Origin of the sequence: Nocardioides sp. LS1 (assembly GCF_003865225.1) — a bacterium.
GTDB lineage: Bacteria > Actinomycetota > Actinomycetes > Propionibacteriales > Nocardioidaceae > Nocardioides > Nocardioides ginsengisegetis.
In genome coordinates this window covers 694,782-711,082 of record NZ_BIFF01000001.1, presented here as the reverse complement: position 1 = coordinate 711,082, position 16,301 = coordinate 694,782, and the positions used below count along the sequence as shown (strand labels likewise).

Sequence of the window (16,301 nt, the reverse complement as noted above, 5' to 3'; positions counted from 1 at the left end):
CCTAGTTACTTGTGCACAAGATGTAGCGGTTGCCATGGGGGTTCCGTTGCCGACTGAAGGACGACCATGCCCAGTCGCACCGCCCGCACCGCCCCGGAACCCGCCCTCGACACCCTCCTGTCCGCCGTCGGCCGGCATGACGCGGAGGCCTTCGCCGCGCTCTACGACGAGCTCGCGCCGCGCGTCCACGGGATGGTCCTGCGCGTCCTGCGCGACCCCCATCAGTCCGAGGAGGTCACCCAGGAGGTCCTGCTGGAGCTCTGGCGGTCGGCCTCCCACTTCGACCCCGACCGCGGCTCGGCAATGGCGTGGGTGATGACCATCGCGCACCGCAGGGCCGTGGACCGGGTGCGTGCCAGCGACGCCGGGCGACGCCGCGACGACGCCGCTCATGCCGAGTCGACCCTCGAGCCGGCGTACGACGCGACCGCGACGGCCGTCGAGTCCTACCTCGCGGCCCGGGCCGTGCAGGCGGCCCTGGCCGAGCTCTCCACGATTCAGCGCCAGGCGATCGAGCTGGCCTACTTCGGCGGCCACACCCATGTCGAGGTCTCCGGCCTGCTCGGCATCCCGCTCGGGACCGCCAAGAGCCGGATCCGGGACGGCCTCCTCCGGCTGCGGGACCTCCTCACCCTGGTGGCGGCGGAGCCGACGTGACCGCCCGGGCACGCTCGAGCCAGACGACGTCCCAACCGGTGTCGTAGCCGTCGTGCTCCTCGCGAGCGGTCTCGACCCAGTCGTCGGCGTCGTACGCCGGGTAGAAGGTGTCGCCCTCCGGCGAGCGGTGCACCCACGTCAGCACCTGGTGGGTGGCGAGCGGCATCGCCTGCTCGTAGACCGTCGCTCCCCCGGCGACCATCACGTCACCGGGCAGGTCGGCGGCCAGCGCCAGCGCGGCCTCGAGCGAGTCGGCGACGAGGACGCCTTCCGCCGACCACGAGGGTGAGCGGGTGAGCACGATCGTCGTACGTCCCGGGAGCGGGCGGCCGATCGAGTCGTAGGTCGCCCGGCCCATGACGAGCGTGTGGCCCAGCGTCGTCCGCTTGAAGTGCGCGAAGTCCTCGGGGATCCGCCAGGGGATGTCCCCGTCGGCACCGATCACGCCGTTGTCGGCCACGGCGGCGACCAGCACGACTCTTCGGTGGTCGAGTCTTTGGTGGTCGAGCTCGTCGAGACTCATACCGCGATGGGGGCCTTGATGCCGGGGTGCGGGTCGTAGCCCGCGAGGGTGATGTGCTCGAGCTCGAAGGCGTCGAGGTCGGTGACCGACGGGTCGAGGGTGAGCGTCGGGAGCGGCCGCGGCGAGCGGGTCAGCTGGAGGCGGGCCTGGTCGAGGTGGTTGGAGTAGAGGTGCGCGTCGCCGAGGGTGTGCACGAAGTCGCCGACCTCGAGGCCGGTCACCTGCGCGACCATGTGGGTCAGCAGGGCGTACGACGCGATGTTGAACGGCACGCCCAGGAACACGTCGGCCGAGCGCTGGTAGAGCTGGCAGCTCAGCCGCCCCTGCGCGACGTAGAACTGGAACATCGTGTGGCACGGCGCCAGCGCCATCTGCGGGATGTCGGCGACGTTCCACGCCGAGACGATGTGGCGGCGCGAGTCGGGGTTGGTGCGGATCTGCTCGACGACCTCGGCGATCTGGTCGACGTGCCGGCCGTCGGGGGTGGGCCAGGAGCGCCACTGGTAGCCGTAGACGGGCCCGAGGTCGCCGTTGTCGTCGGCCCACTCGTCCCAGATCGAGACACCGCGGTCCTGCAGCCACTTCACGTTGGTGTCGCCGCGCAGGAACCACAGCAGCTCGGCGAAGACCGAGCGGGTGTGGATCTTCTTGGTCGTCACGAGGGGGAACCCCTCGGCGAGGTCGAAGCGCATCTGGTGCCCGAAGACCGAGCGGGTGCCGGTGCCGGTCCGGTCGCCCTTCTCCGCGCCATCGTCGAGGATCCGCTGGAGGAGGTCGAGGTACTGCTGCACGGCGTTGACACTACCGCCGGTGGGCGGTCAGGGCGTGACGGTTCCGGCGATGGTCGTGCGTGTCTCGCCGCCCACCCAGACCGTGCCGTCCTCGAGCGAGACGTGGACGCGACCCGCACGCTGGAGGGCGGTGCCCTGGCTGGCGACGTACGACGTGGGCAGGCGGGTGCCCGCCAGCCACTGGCCGATCCCGGCGTTGAGCGAGCCGGTGACCGGGTCCTCGGGCATGCCGTAGCCGGGGCAGAACGCGCGCACCTCGACGGCGACCGGCCCGGCGGCGTACTCCCCCACGACCCCGACCTTGAGGTCGCCGAACGCCGCCCAGTCCGGGTCGAGCGCGAGGACAGCATCGGCATCGGCGAGCCGGACGCCGACCCAGCCGGGGCCGTTGTCGATCCACTCCGACTCCAGGACCTCGTCGTCGGTGATGCGCAGCGCCCCGCAGATGGCCGCGAGGTCGTCGTCGGAGACCGGCCCGGTCCGGGTCAGCGGCGGCGCGGCGAACGCGAGCCGGTCGCCGTCGCGCCGCACCCGGACCAGCCCGGCACCGCACTCCTGGACGACGCGCTCGCTCGAGGCCGGCACTCCCCCGGCTTCCAGCCAGGCGTGGCAGGAGCCGAGCGTCGGGTGGCCGGCGAACGGCAGCTCGCCGCCAGGCGTCCAGATCCGGACCCGGTAGTCCGCCTCCGCGGACGTGGGCGCCAGGAGGAAGGTCGTCTCCGAGAGGTTGGTCCAGCGGGCGAAGGCCGCCATCTCGTCGTCGCTGACGCCGTCGGCGTCGTGGACGACCGCCAGGGCGTTGCCACGCAGGGGCTCGCTGGAGAACACGTCGACCTGGCTGAAGCGCATGTCCCGGAGGGTAGCGATCAGTGGGCCAGGACGGGCAGCGCCCCGGTGTGGGGGAACTTCGTGACGGTGAAGCACGTGCGCTCGCCGAGGTGGCAGGTGCGCAGCTCGTAGGGGCCGGAGAAGGACTGCCGGACGAACTCCCCCGCCTGCGGCTGGTCCGCGGCGTGCGCCACCACGTAGGTCACCTCGTCGTCGGGGCCGAGCGACGCGGCGACGGCCAGGTCTCCCGGCTCGAGACCGGTCCAGAGCTGGTCGCCGGTGCGGGTGTCGTAGATCCGCGGCGTGCCGACCTGGTTGTCGGCGGTGGGCTGGTGCGTGAGGAGGTACTCCCCCGCCGGGGACAGCTGCGCACCGGTCCCGGCGACGTCGAACGAGATGCCGTACGTCGACTGCTCGACGTGGACGCCCGAGCCGCGCGCCGTGGCGCGGGTGCCGTGGGAGTCGGCCAGCAGGGCCGGGATGCCCAGGCCGGCCCGCTCGCCGTCGGGCAGCTGCCACGACCACTCGCCGTCGGCGGCCGCGTAGTAGAGGCGGGTGCCGTCGATGGCCACCGGGTGCGGACCGTCCTCGAGCTGGTCGGCGAGCGGGCCGTGCGCCGCGACGTCGAGGTGGGCCAGCTCCTGCCCGGCGGCGAGGTCCCACACGATCAGGCGCGTGACGCCCGGACTGCCCGGATCCACCCAGGCCGCCCACCCGTGCTGGTCGGAGGCGACGAGCGGCGCGAGCGGCACCTTGTGACCGATCCGGGTCACCTCGCCGTCGTCGCCGACCCACGAGACGTCGCCCTGCTCGTCGCCGATGACCGCACCGTCGCCGACCTCGACCAGATCGGTGACCCGGGGCAGCTCGACCTCGACCCGGGGCAGGTGCAGCACGCCGTTGGCCCACCAGGCGACCTCGGCGAGGTTCTGCGCGCGGGTGACGTGCGGCCGATCGGCGGCGGGTGCCGGCGGCGGACGGGTGCCGGCCCACGCGCCGAGGCCGACCAGCACGAGCACCGCGGCCGTCGCGCCGGCGATCCGCTTGAGCTCCCGGCGCCGGTGGTCCCGGGCCGTGGCGACGACGGCGTCGATCGGCGGAGCCAGTACGTCGATCGCCGCCGCCGCGTCCCGGACCTCGGCGGGACCGGGCCGGCCCGCGGCGGGCGACGTACCGGGCGTGGTGCCGAGGAGGCGGGCGAGCTGGTCCGGTTCCAGCCCGGCGACCGCCTCGAGCACGAGGGCGGCCCGGACCGGTGGGGTCAGCCGGTCGAGGGCAGGGACGAGGTCGAGCACCGGCTGCGGCTGCCCGAGCCCCGGGTGCGGCCAGACGGTGCGCCGCCCGGCGGCGCGGGCGACGGCCTCGAGCAGCGCCTCGTGGACCCGGGCGTCGATGTCGCCGGCGTGCCGCTCGCGCTCCCAGCCGCGGTGGCAGCGGGCGAGCGCGTCGCGGACGACGTCCTCGGCCTCGGGACGCGGGCAGCCCAGCAGCACCACGGTGCGGACCAGCGCAGGCCAGCGCGCCGCCAGGTAGGCCGCGAAGTCGCTGTCCTGCTGCATGCACCCATCCTCACGTGGCGGCTCCGTCCCGGGGAGTGTTCGGAGACGAGGACGCCACGGATGGGCGACGGGCGTGTCAGGCGTGCAGCGACATCGGTCCGTAGACCTGCCGGTCGTGCTCGAAGAGCGTGACCGCGTCGACGCCCTCGGCCGCCAGGTCGGACCAGATCTCCCCGACCCACGACTCCGCGTCGGCCTGGCTGGCGAAGCGCTCGCCCGCGAGGTCGGCGGAGACGTTCACCTCGACGCCGGCCTTGTTCTCCAGGCGCCACCACCAGGGGCGCTCGGCCGGCGTCGGCGGTCGGAACGTCGGCGGCTGCTCGGGCAGGTTCACGGGTGCATCAGGCCTCTCGGACGGACGGATCCACGAAGGGTGGCTTGACCAGCTGGAAGATCTCGCGGCGGCCGCGGACGTCGACGCCCACCTCGGCCTCGGGGTTGACGAAGGTCGGCACCAGCGCCAGGCCGATGCCCTTGCGCAGGGTCGGCGAGAAGGTGCCCGAGGTGATCTCGCACAGCGGCACGTCGTGGGTCAGCGAGACCCGCATGCCGGGGCGCGGGATGCCGCGGCCGACGGCGACCAGGCCGCGGAGCAGACGCTTGGGGCCCTCCTCCTTCTCGGCCAGCAGCACGTCGCGGCCCCAGAAGGACTCCTTCGTCCAGCCGACCGCCCAGCCCAGGCGGCCCTGGTTGGGGGTGACGTCGAGGGAGATGTCCTGGCCGTGGAGCGGGTAGCCCATCTCGGTGCGGAGCGTGTCGCGCGAGCCGAGGCCGCAGGCGAGCATGCCGAACTCCTCGCCGGCCGCCATCAGCGCGTCCCACAGCTCGCCGGCGACGTCGTTGGAGGCGATCAGCTCGTAGCCTCGCTCGCCGGTGTAGCCGGTCCGGCAGACGACGACGCCGCTCCCGGAGAACTCCGCCTCGACGAACGACATGTAGTCGTGGCCGACCGGCAGGCCGACCTTCGCGAGCACCTCGTCGGACTTCGTGCCCTGGACGGCGAGCACCGCGTAGTCGCGGTGGTGGTCGACCACCTTCACGCCCTCGGGCGCCGTCGCCTGCAGGCGGCGTACGACCTCGGCGGTGTTGGCCGCGTTGGGGACGAGCAGCACGTGGTCGTCGTCGTGGAAGTAGGCGATCAGGTCGTCGACGATGCCGCCGGTCTCGTCGTCGCAGCACAGGGTGTACTGCGCCTTCCCGGGTGCGATGCGGCCGAGGTCGTTGGTCAGCGTGGCGTTGACGTACGCCGCGGCGCCGGGGCCGACGACCATCGCCTTGCCGAGGTGGCTGACGTCGAAGATGCCGACCGACTCGCGGACGGCGGTGTGCTCCTTGACCGTGCCCGAGGGGTACTCCAGCGGCATCGACCAGCCGCCGAACTCCGCGAACTTGGCCCCCAGGGCCTCGTGACGGTCATGGATCGGGGACCTGAGCAACGCGGGCCCGTCGGTCGTCGTGTCGGACATGGCGCGAACCTACCGCAGCAGGCACCGCCGGCCGGGAGGCTGGCTACCATGCCCCGGTGACCTCGTACACGCTTCGAAGCGCCAGCCCCGCCAAGACCCGCACCGACGCCGTCGTCGTCGGTGTGCTGCAGACGCCGAAGGGCGCCACGATCGCCCCCGGTGGGGAGGACGTGGCCAAGGCCTACGGGCGCAAGCTGAGCCCGCTGCTGTCGACGCTGGGCGTCACCGGCAAGGCCGGCGAGGTCGTCAAGGTGCCCACGCACGGCACCCTCACGTCCTCGCTGCTGGTCCTGGTGGGCCTGGGCAAGACGGCCACGACGAGCGACGTACGCCGCGCCGCCGGCACCGCCGCGCGCGCCGTCACCAACGCCGCCTCGGTCTCGCTGGCGCTGCCCGCCGACACGCCCGAGCTGGTCCGCGCGGTGATCGAGGGCTACCAGCTGGGCGCCTACACCTACACGGCGTACAAGCACGACTCGAAGACCGACGCGACCGACCCGGGCGACGTCGTCGTGCTCGCCGCCGACGCGCGCAAGAAGGAGTACGTCGCTGCGTTCACCGATGCGCAGGTCCTCGTCAAGGCCGTCACCGGCACCCGCGACTGGGTCAACTGCCCTCCCGGCGACCTGACGCCGCCGAAGTTCGCCGACGCCGTCTCGGCCGCCGCCAAGGAGCTGACCAAGGGCCGCGGCGCGCCGAAGGTGACCGTGAAGGTCATCGACGAGAAGGAGCTCGCCGAGCTCGGCTGCGGCGGCATCCTCGGCGTCGGCGCCGGCTCGGACGCGCCCCCGCGCCTCGTCGAGATCACCTACGCCCCCAAGGGCGCGACCAAGCACCTCGCCCTCGTCGGCAAGGGCATCACCTTCGACTCCGGCGGCCTGACCATCAAGCCGGCCCAGGGCATGCAGGAGATGAAGAGCGACATGGGCGGTGCGGCCGCCGTCGTCCAGGCGACGTTCGCGATCGCCGAGCTCGGCCTGCCGATCAAGGTCACCTGCTACGCCCCGATGGCCGAGAACATGGTGTCCGGCTCCGCGACCCGTCCCGGTGACGTGCTGCGCATGTACGGCGGCAAGACCGTCGAGGTCCTCAACACCGACGCCGAGGGTCGCCTGGTCCTGGCCGACGCACTCGTCCGCGCCACCGAGGCGAAGCCCGACGTCATCCTCGACGTCGCCACCCTGACCGGCCACATGGTCATCGCCCTCGGCGACCGGGTCGCCGGCGTGATGGGCTCGCAGGAGATCGTCGACGGCGTCCTCGCCGCCGCCGCCTCGTCCGGCGAGGACCACTGGCCGATGCCGATCCCCGAGCAGATGAGCGAGCGGATCACCAGCAGCAAGGTCGCCGACCTCGCCCAGCACGACTGGATCCGCTGGGGCGGCGGGCTGTTCGCCGGTGCCTTCCTGCGCGAGTTCACCGCCGGCCTGCCCTGGGCGCACCTCGACATCGCCGGCCCGGCCTTCAACTCCGGCAGCCCGTGGGGCCACGTCACCTCCGGCGGCACCGGCTTCGCCGTGGCCACCCTGGTCGACTACGCGCGGTCGCTGGCCGAGTAGCCGCGGCGGCCTCCCGGCCTGCGACGACGCTTCACCATGTGAAGTGGGTGGAGCTGCACTTCTCATGGTGAGTTCACCGTGAGAAGTGACGGCTCGACCACTTCACATGGTGAAGCTGCGTCGGCTGGGGCAGGGCTCGGCTGCGCTGCGCCGCCGTCTTGCCCCAGGCGCACCCCCGACCGGCCCCAGCGGTGAGCCAGCGACCGTACCCGGCCTGTAAACGGTTCACCACCCACCGCCCGGCCGACCCGATGGTGAGCCATCAACCGGACCGGGCAGGGAAAGGGTTTGCAGCTCACCGCTCATCCCACGGCTCTGGGCGCCCGCGCATGCGGGCGGCGCGGGCGAAGCCCGTGCCGACAAGCGCGCCGCCGGCCGACCGTCCGGGTCCCGGAGTCAAGGACGGCCGCAGGCCGCCGCGCAGCGGACCGAGCGAAGCGAGGGTCCTTGATGCCGGGAGACGGTCGGCCACGCGCGCGGGCGCCCCCTGCCTGCGAGGACGCCTCACCATGTGAAGTGGGCGAAGCTGCACTTCTCATGGTGAGTTCACCGTGAGAAGTGACGGCTCGACCACTTCACATGATGAAGCTGCGTCGGCTGGGACAGCCGCTCTACAGCCCCTGCTGCTTGCGCCGCCGGTTGTAGTCGCGCATCCGCTGCGGCACGCCGACGACGGCGGCGTCGTACGACGGCACCTGGTGCCCGTTGCAGAACTTGTGTGCCCACTGCACCGACGGCACGCGACGGCGGGTCCACTCCCCGTCGTGGGCGACGAGCAGCAGCGTCACGTCGCTGACGGCGGTGCGGGGCTCGACGAACCCCTCGACGCCACGGCGTTCGGTGACCCACTGGTGGAGGTGCTGCTCGTCGGCGTTGGTCGAGGCACGCACGCGCGTCGATCCGGTGCGGGCGGCATCACGGGCCGGGCGACGCATGCGCGTGCCACGACGGAATCGGTCCAACCAAGCCATGCGTACAGGCTACTGACCAGTCGCATCGGGCCGGTGTGGACAGGCTCGGGAGAAGTGCAAAGATGGGGCCGACATCCAGCCCCTCCGGGCGACCTCACGGAAGGACCAGCGTGGCCGACGCCGACTTCGACGTACTCATCCTCGGTGCGGGCAGTGGCGGTTACGCCTGTGCCCTGCGGGCCGCCCAGCTCGGGCTGAAGGTCGGCCTGGTCGAGAAGGGCAACCTCGGCGGCACCTGCCTCCACGTGGGCTGCATCCCCACCAAGGCCCTCCTGCACGCGGCCGAGGTCGCCGATTCCGCGCGTGAGTCGGAGCAGTTCGGCGTCAACGCGACGTTCGAGGGCATCGACATGGCCGGGGTCAACTCCTACAAGGACGGTGTCGTCTCCCGTCTCTTCAAGGGCCTCACCGGACTCATCAAGGGCCGCGGCATCACCGTCATCGAGGGCGAGGGCCGCCTGACCGGACCCAAGCAGGTCACGGTCGGCGACACCGCCTACACCGGCGCCCACGTCGTGCTGGCCTCCGGCTCCTACTCCAAGTCGCTGCCGGGCCTGGACGTCGACGGCGAGCGGGTCATCACCTCCGAGCACGCCCTGCGCCTCGAGTCGGTCCCGAAGTCCGTGATCGTGCTCGGCGGCGGAGTCATCGGCTGCGAGTTCGCCAGCGTCTGGAAGAGCTTCGGCGCCGAGGTCACCATCATCGAGGCGCTCCCCCGGCTCGTCGCCGTCGAGGACGAGGCGTCCTCCAAGGCGCTCGAGCGGGCGTTCCGCAAGCGCAAGATCAACTTCAAGGTCGGCACACGCTTCCACAGCGTGAAGTCCACGAACGACAGCGTCGCCGTCACGGTCGAGGGGGCCAACGGTGAGCAGAGCGTCATCGAGGCCGACCTGCTGCTCGTCGCGGTCGGCCGCGGTCCGTCGACCGCCGGTCTGGGCTACGAGGAGCAGGGCATCGCGATGGAGCGCGGCTTCGTGCTCGCCGACGAGCGCTGCCGCACCAACGTCGAGGGCGTGTACGCCGTCGGCGACATCGTCCCCGGCCTGCAGCTCGCGCACCGCGGCTTCCAGCAGGGCATCTTCGTCGCCGAGGAGATCGCGGGCCTGGCCCCGCAGCCGATCGACGAGGCCGGCATCCCGCGCGTCACCTACAGCCACCCCGAGATCGCCTCGGTCGGGCTCGACGAGGCGAAGGCCACCGAGAAGTACGGCACCGACGGCATCGAGTCGATCACCTACGACCTCGGCGGCAACGGCAAGAGCCAGATCCTCAAGACCTCGGGCTTCGTGAAGCTGATCCGCCAGAAGGACGGCCCGGTCATCGGCGTCCACCTGGTCGGCGACCGCGTCGGCGAGCTCATCGGTGAGGCGCAGCTGATCTACAACTGGGAGGGTCACGCCGAGGACGTGGCGCCCCTGATCCACGCCCACCCCACCCAGAACGAAGCGCTCGGCGAGGCCCACCTGGCCCTGGCCGGCAAGGCGCTGCACGCCCATTCCTGATCCAGACTTCCACCCAGCTTTCTCCACCAGACACAGACGCGAGCGAAGGAACTCCATGGCCACCGAAGTCAACCTCCCAGCACTGGGCGAGTCCGTCACCGAAGGCACCGTCACCCGCTGGCTGAAGTCGATCGGCGACACCGTGGCCGTCGACGAGCCGCTGCTCGAGGTCTCGACCGACAAGGTCGACACCGAGATCCCCTCGCCGGTCGCGGGCACGCTGCTCGAGATCAAGGCCAACGAGGACGACACCGTCGAGGTGGGCGCAGTGCTCGCAGTCATCGGTGACGAGGGTGAGTCCGGCGGGTCGTCGGAGTCCGCGGAGGCGCCGGCGGAGGAGGCGTCCACCGAGGAGGAGACCCCTGAGCCCGCCGCCGAGGAGCAGGCCGAGGAGCCCGAGGAGGAGCAGGCCCCCGAGCCCGCCGCCGAGGAGAAGCCGGCCGCCGAGAGCAAGCCGTCCGGTGGGGGTGGCGGCGGCACCTCCGTCACGCTGCCCGCGCTCGGCGAGTCCGTCACCGAGGGCACCGTCACCCGCTGGCTGAAGGCGGTCGGCGACGAGGTCGCCGTCGACGAGCCGCTGCTCGAGGTCTCCACCGACAAGGTCGACACCGAGATCCCCTCGCCGGTCGCCGGCACCCTGCTCGAGATCAAGGTCGAGGAGGACGAGACCGTCGAGGTCGGTGCCGAGCTCGCCGTGATCGGTGACGGCAGCGCCGCCCCGGCCGAGGAGAAGGCTGAGGAGAAGGCTCCCGAGCCGGAGCCCGAGCCTGCCAAGGAAGAGCCCCAGGCCGAGCCGAAGGCCGAGGAGAAGGCTCCCGAGAAGGCCCCCGAGCCCGCCAAGGAAGAGCCCAAGGCCGAGCCCAAGGCCGAGCCCAAGGCCGAGGAGAAGGCACCCGAGCCGGCGCCCGAGCCCGCCGCCGAGTCGACCCGTGGCGGCGACGCCTCGGGCTACGTCACGCCCCTGGTCCGCAAGATGGCCGGCCAGCACGGCGTCGACCTGTCGACGGTGACCGGCACCGGCGTGGGTGGCCGGATCCGCAAGCAGGACGTCCTCGACGCCGCCGCCGCCAAGCAGCAGCCCGCCGCCCCGGCTGCCGCCTCCGCGGCGCCTGCCGCGGCCGCCTCGTCCGCGCCCGCGTCGACGACCCCGTCGCCGCTGCGGGGCACGACCGAGAAGATGTCGCGCCTGCGCAAGATCATCGCGACCCGGATGGTCGACTCGCTGCAGACCTCGGCCCAGCTGACCCAGGTGATGGAGGTCGACGTCACCAACATCGCGCGGCTGCGCGAGAGCGTGAAGGCCGACTTCCTCGCCCGTGAGGGCGTGAAGCTGACCTACCTGCCGTTCTTCGCCAAGGCGGCGATCGACGCGCTCAAGGTGCACCCGAAGCTCAACGCCGCGATCGACACCGAGGCCGGCGAGGTGACCTACTACGACCGCGAGAACGTCGCGTTCGCGGTGGACACCGAGAAGGGTCTGCTCACCCCGGTCGTCAAGGATGCGGGCGACCTCTCGATCGCCGGCCTGGCCAAGAAGATCGCCGACGTCGCCGAGCGCACCCGCTCCAACAAGATCGGCCCCGACGAGCTGTCCGGCGGCACCTTCACGATCACCAACCTCGGCAGCTTCGGGGCGCTCTTCGACACCCCGATCATCAACAAGCCGCAGGTCGCGATCCTCGGTCCGGGCGCCGTCATCAAGCGCCCGGTCGTCATCGACGACCCCAACCTCGGCGAGACGATCGCCGTGCGCCAGATGGTCTACCTGTCGCTGTCCTACGACCACCAGCTGGTCGACGGCGCCGACGCCGGCCGCTTCCTCAAGGACGTCAAGCAGCGCCTCGAGGCTGGCCAGTTCGAGGTCTGACCGACGCGATCCCGTTTCTCACGCCTGGACGACGAACCTTCGTCGTCCAGGCGTGAGTTTCGTCGGCCGGCCGACGAAACTCGGGCCCGGACATGGTTGGGTGGCGTCATGCACGTCGTCGTCGCGGGAGCCTCGGGCTTCCTGGGCACCCACCTGACCCGCGAGCTCACCACCCGGGGACACCAGGTCACCCGACTCGTCCGGGGCACCTCACCCGGCCGCGGCGAGTCCTCCTGGGACCCCTACTCCGGCACCCTCGACCACGACGTCGTCGCGTCCGCCGACGTCGTGGTCAACCTCGCCGGCACCCCGACGGCCGGCAACCCGCACTCCAGGACCTGGGCCCGCGAGCTGCGCGAGAGCCGGGTGACCACGACCCGCGTCCTCGCCGAGTCGATCGCGGCCAGCGGCACCCACCCGGCGTACCTCGCGGGCAACGGCATCAGCTGGTACGGCGACCACGGCGACGAGGTCCTGACCGAGGAGTCCGACAGCCGGGGACAGGCCCTGCTCACCCAGGTGACCCGCGACTGGCAGGCGGCCACCGAGCCGGCGTCCGTCGCGGGGGCCCGTGTCTGCGTGCTGCGCACCGCGCCAGTCATGGACCACCGCAGCGCCCCGCTCAAGCAGCTCGCGACCGTCTTCCGGCTCGGTCTCGGGGCGCGGCTCGGCGATGGCCGCCAGCACATGGCGATGGTCTCGCTCCGCGACTGGGTGGGCGGCGTGGTCCACCTCGCCGAGCACGACGACGCGCACGGACCCTTCAACCTGTGCTGCCCGCGCACCCCCACCAACGCGGAGTTCACCAAGACGCTGGCCCGGCTGCTGCACCGGCCGGCGTTCGCGTTCGCCCCCGCCGCCGTGCTCCGGGTCGGCGCCGGGGAGATGGCCCCGGAGCTGCTCGGCTCGCTCAACGTCCGCCCCGCCGCCCTGCAGTCCGCGGGCTACTCCTTCCGCGACCGCGACGTCACCGAGGTGCTCGCCACCGGGCTGGGCTGACCCCCTGCCAAGAGCGCAAAAACGGGACGACGTACGTCGGTCCCGGGACGTAGCGTCGTCCTCGATGACGCTCACCGAGATCCCCACCCCTCACCCGGTTGCGACGACCCCGCCGCCGGGTCCCGAGCGCACCGTCGACTGGCGCCGGCTGCGCAGCCCGATCGCGGCCTGGGCGCTCGCGGCCTGCGCCCTCGCGGCCGTCGGCACCTCCCTCGGCTCGCTGGTCGCCGGCCGGCTCGCGGAGCACGCCACGACCGACCTGCTCTGGGCGCTGGCCGGGTGTGTCGTCGGCGCGGCCGTGCTCGACACCGCCGCCCGCACGCTCTGGGCCGGGGTCGTCGACCGCGCCGAGGGACGGCTGCGCGCCGACCTGCTCGACGCGGCGCTCCACCAGCCGCTGGCGGCCCTCACCGAGCAGGCCGTCGGCGAGGTCCTCGACCGGGTCGACGACGACACCCACGAGGTCGGCGTGCTGCTGCGGCAGAGCGCGTGGCAGGCAATCCGCACCTCGCTCGCCGCCGTCCCCCTCTGGATCGTGGCCGGCACGACCTGGTGGCCGGCGTTCTTCCTCTTCCCCGTGTCGGGCCTCGCCGCCGTCGCCGTCGTGCGGCCGCTGCTCGCGCCGCTGGCGGCCCGCAAGGTCGAGGAAGAGGCCGCCTGGACCGACCACGCGGCCGCGATGGAGGAGGGCGTGGCGGGCCGCGACGACCTGCGCGCCAGCCTCGGCCAGGCCTACCTGCTGCGTCGCTGCACCGAGCTCGCCGCGACCGTCCACCACCGCTTCGCCGTCGTCCTCGGCTACGAGAGCCGGATCGGACGACGCACCGGCACCCTGCTCCACGGGGTCCTCGCGGCCACCGCCGTCGTCGGCGTGGCGCTGGTCGTCGACGGCCGGCTCGACACGGCCGCCCTCGTGACGCTCTACCTCGTCACCACGATGTTCGTCGGCCAGGTCGACCAGCTCGCCCGGCACCTGCCCGACCTCCAGGCGGGCTTCGGCGCGGTGCTCCGCCTGCGGGGCCTGCTCGGCTCCGAGCCCGAGCCGGTCGGCGGCGACGCGCTGCCCGCCGGCTCCCTCGACGTGCAGTTCCGCGACCTCCACTTCGCCTACGCGGAGGGCCGCTTCGCCCTCCAGCACGTCGACCTCCGAGTCCCCGCCGGCACCACCTGCGCGCTGGTCGGCCGCACCGGCTCCGGCAAGTCCACCCTCGCCTCGCTGCTGTCCCGCGCCGTCGAGCCCGAGCCCGGGTCGGTCCTGCTCGGCGGGGTCGACCTGCTCGGCGTCGACCTGCAGCAGCTCCGCTCCGCGGTCGGCGTGGTCACCCAGCGCACCGAGATCCTGGCCGGCACCCTCGCCGAGAACATCACCCTCTTCCAGCCCGTGCCGCGGGCCGAGGTCGAGGCCGCGATCGTCGAGCTCGGTCTCGAGGACTGGGTCGACGGCCTGCCCGACGGCCTCGAGACGCTCCTCGGGCCGGGCGGCACCAGCCTGTCGTCGGGCGAGGAGCAGCTGGTCGCCTTCGCCCGGCTGCTGGTCCGGCACGTGCGCGTCGTGGTCCTCGACGAGGCGACCGCCCGCATGGACCCCGTCACCGAGGCCCACGTCGTGCGCGCCGCCGACCGGCTGCTCGCCGGCCGCACCGGCCTGCTCGTGGCCCACCGGCTCTCGACCACCGAGCGCGCCGAGCAGGTGGCCGTGCTCGAGGGCGGCCGGATCGTGCAGCAGGGCCCGCGGGCGCGGCTGGCGCAGGCCGACGGTCCCTTCCGCGACCTGCTGGCGGCCTCGCGCGACGCCGAGCAGCACGAGCACGACCACGGGGCCGCCCACCCCGGCACCGCGGTCGGCACCGCCCGCCGCACCGGCGAGCCGCCGGCCGCGCCCACGCTGCGACCGATCCCCGGCCTGGCCCGGGCCACGACGTCGGCGCTCCTGATCGAGCCGCGCTGGGGCCTGCTCTCGGTCGGGCTGTTCCTGGTCTCGGCGCTGACCGGTGCCTTCGGTGCGGTCACCGGATTCCTCTGGGGCCACCTCGTGGCCGGCCTCCAGCGCGGCGAGGACCCGTGGGTCCTGGTCACCGCGCTCGTGGTCTCCCTGCTCGTCGGGCCGCTGCTGATGGCCGAGGCCTTCCGGCGCTACCCGCGTTGGTGGATCTCGGTGATGCTGCGGGCCCGCACGGCCGTCCTCGTCGGGCAGACGATGCAGCGCCGGCTCGACCGCACCCCGCCGGGCGAGGTCGTGGCCCGCACCATGGACGCCGACCGGCTGGCCCGCTACGCCGACCGCTGGGTCGACTTCGTCAACGGCCTGATCATCGCGGGCGTCACCGCCGTGGCTGCCCAGAGCTTCCTGGCCGGCGGCGTCCTGCTGATGGTGATGCTGGCCAGCTCGCTGGCGTCGTCGTTCGGCCGCCGGATCGCGGGTCGCTCTGCCGCGGCCTCGTCGGCCGCCCGCGCCCGCTTCGGCCGCTCCCTGGTCTCCACGCTCGACTCCGTCCGCACGGTCAAGCTGGCCGCGGCGACCCCCAGCGTCCACGCCCACCTCCGTGAGGTCGACGGCGGCCGCGTCGACGCGGCGGTCCGCGAGCACCGCGTCCAGGCGCTGCTCGACGGCGTCCCGATCGTCATGGTCCAGTGCGGCGTCGTGACCGCCTGGGCGGTCCTGGTCGGCGGCGGGTGGGGGCTGGCCACGGCCCTGCTCGTGGCCGGCGCGGTCAACGGGTTCGACTGGTTCGGCCGCGTGGCCGGCTCGGTCATCACCGAGGCGCCCGGCACCCGCGCGTGGATGCGCGCCACCAGCCGGCTGGCCGGTGGCGGAGACCTGATGGAGCTGCCCCCGGGCGTCGACCTCGTCACCGGCGCCGCCCCCGCGCCCACCCCGGTGCCCCGCGAGGAGCTGCGCACGCTCGAGCTGGTCGGCCTGACCGCCGTCCACGACGACGGCACGGTCGGCGTCAGCGACGTCGACCTGACCCTCCACCGCGGCGAGCTGGTGCTGCTGCTCGGCCAGGTCGGCTCGGGCAAGTCCAGCCTGCTGTCGGCGCTGAGCGGGCTGGTCTCCAGCACCGGCGAGATCCGCTGGAACGACCGCCCGGTCGAGGACCCCCAGACCTTCCTGCGCCCGGGCCGCGTCGCCCACGTCGCGCAGGTGCCCCGGGTGCTGTCCGGCACGTTCGGCGAGAACGTCAGCCTCGACCACGCCACCCGCCTGGTCGACCCGTCCCTCGAGGCGGCCCGCCTCGGCCGCGACGTCGAGGAGGCCGGCGGCCCCCACGCGGTCGTCGGCCACCGCGGCGTGCGGCTCTCCGGCGGCCAGGTGCAGCGCCTGGCGCTGGCCCGTGCCCTCGCCTGCGACGCCGAGCTGCTCGTCGCCGATGACGTCTCGTCTGCGCTGGACGCCGCCACCGAGATCGAGCTGTGGCGGGGGCTCCGCGAGCGCGGTGCCACGGTCGTCGGTGCCACGTCCAAGCGGGCCGCGCTCGCCCAGGCCGACCGGGTCGTCGTGCTGGTGGAGGGTCGGGTCGCGGCCGTCGGTCCCTGGGCCGAGCTGTCGGCGCGGTGGGGGCGGCTCGCGGGCTGACC

The 16,301-nt window shown here is 73.1% G+C and carries 13 protein-coding genes; 6 read left to right on the top strand and 7 right to left on the bottom strand.

What is annotated here, in order from left to right; genetic code table 11:
• The first annotated feature begins 66 nt into the window (after nucleotides 1–66).
• Nucleotides 67–657: an ECF RNA polymerase sigma factor SigK gene (gene sigK, locus EJF31_RS03380; RefSeq protein WP_125035663.1), complete on the top strand. Its 591-nt coding sequence runs from the start codon at nucleotides 67–69 to the stop codon at nucleotides 655–657.
• Here sigK and EJF31_RS03375 read toward each other — a convergent pair.
• The 6 genes from EJF31_RS03375 to gcvT form a co-directional block, all read right to left on the bottom strand.
• Complete coding sequence (locus tag EJF31_RS03375) at nucleotides 629–1,180, bottom strand: dihydrofolate reductase (RefSeq protein WP_125035662.1); 552 nt, start codon at nucleotides 1,178–1,180, stop codon at nucleotides 629–631. The two genes, sigK and EJF31_RS03375, sit on opposite strands and share 29 nt — an antisense overlap.
• On the bottom strand, nucleotides 1,177–1,971 hold the full coding sequence (locus EJF31_RS03370) for a thymidylate synthase (RefSeq protein ID WP_125035661.1): 795 nt from the start codon (nucleotides 1,969–1,971) through the stop codon (nucleotides 1,177–1,179). Before EJF31_RS03370 ends, EJF31_RS03375 begins: the two co-directional genes overlap by 4 nt.
• 27 nt (nucleotides 1,972–1,998) lie before the next feature.
• Nucleotides 1,999–2,820 carry a PhzF family phenazine biosynthesis protein gene (locus tag EJF31_RS03365; RefSeq protein WP_125035660.1) on the bottom strand — a complete coding sequence of 274 codons (822 nt, stop codon included), beginning with the start codon at nucleotides 2,818–2,820 and terminating at the stop codon, nucleotides 1,999–2,001.
• Nucleotides 2,821–2,837: 17 nt separating this feature from the next.
• A complete protein-coding gene (locus tag EJF31_RS03360; protein ID WP_125035659.1) occupies nucleotides 2,838–4,358 on the bottom strand; it encodes a hypothetical protein in 1,521 nt (506 codons plus the stop codon).
• Nucleotides 4,359–4,434: 76 nt separating this feature from the next.
• Entirely contained in the window at nucleotides 4,435–4,692 is a 258-nt protein-coding gene (locus EJF31_RS03355) for a hypothetical protein (protein ID WP_125035658.1), read from the bottom strand.
• 7 nt (nucleotides 4,693–4,699) lie between these two features.
• Entirely contained in the window at nucleotides 4,700–5,824 is a 1,125-nt protein-coding gene (gene gcvT, locus EJF31_RS03350) for a glycine cleavage system aminomethyltransferase GcvT (protein WP_125035657.1), read from the bottom strand.
• 56 nt (nucleotides 5,825–5,880) lie between these two features.
• Here gcvT and EJF31_RS03345 point away from each other — a divergent pair, with 56 nt between their 5' ends.
• Nucleotides 5,881–7,383: a leucyl aminopeptidase gene (locus EJF31_RS03345; RefSeq protein WP_125035656.1), complete on the top strand. Its 1,503-nt coding sequence runs from the start codon at nucleotides 5,881–5,883 to the stop codon at nucleotides 7,381–7,383.
• 611 nt (nucleotides 7,384–7,994) lie between these two features.
• Here the strand turns inward: EJF31_RS03345 and EJF31_RS03340 are convergent.
• The gene (locus EJF31_RS03340) at nucleotides 7,995–8,354 is read right to left on the bottom strand and encodes a hypothetical protein (protein ID WP_246377105.1); all 360 of its coding nucleotides are present in this window, start codon (nucleotides 8,352–8,354) and stop codon (nucleotides 7,995–7,997) included.
• A 110-nt stretch (nucleotides 8,355–8,464) separates the two neighbouring features.
• Here EJF31_RS03340 and lpdA point away from each other — a divergent pair, with 110 nt between their 5' ends.
• The 4 genes from lpdA (at nucleotide 8,465) to EJF31_RS03320 (ending at nucleotide 16,299) form a co-directional block, all read left to right on the top strand.
• Nucleotides 8,465–9,856, top strand: coding sequence for a dihydrolipoyl dehydrogenase (gene lpdA, locus EJF31_RS03335; protein ID WP_260430590.1), 1,392 nt, complete (start codon nucleotides 8,465–8,467; stop codon nucleotides 9,854–9,856).
• Between the two features lie 55 nt (nucleotides 9,857–9,911).
• A complete protein-coding gene (sucB, locus tag EJF31_RS03330; RefSeq protein ID WP_125035654.1) occupies nucleotides 9,912–11,723 on the top strand; it encodes a 2-oxoglutarate dehydrogenase, E2 component, dihydrolipoamide succinyltransferase in 1,812 nt (603 codons plus the stop codon).
• Nucleotides 11,724–11,831: 108 nt separating this feature from the next.
• On the top strand, nucleotides 11,832–12,722 hold the full coding sequence (locus EJF31_RS03325) for a TIGR01777 family oxidoreductase (protein ID WP_125035653.1): 891 nt from the start codon (nucleotides 11,832–11,834) through the stop codon (nucleotides 12,720–12,722).
• 64 nt (nucleotides 12,723–12,786) lie between these two features.
• Nucleotides 12,787–16,299: an ABC transporter ATP-binding protein gene (locus tag EJF31_RS03320; protein WP_125035652.1), complete on the top strand. Its 3,513-nt coding sequence runs from the start codon at nucleotides 12,787–12,789 to the stop codon at nucleotides 16,297–16,299.
• Nucleotides 16,300–16,301: the final 2 nt, after the last annotated feature.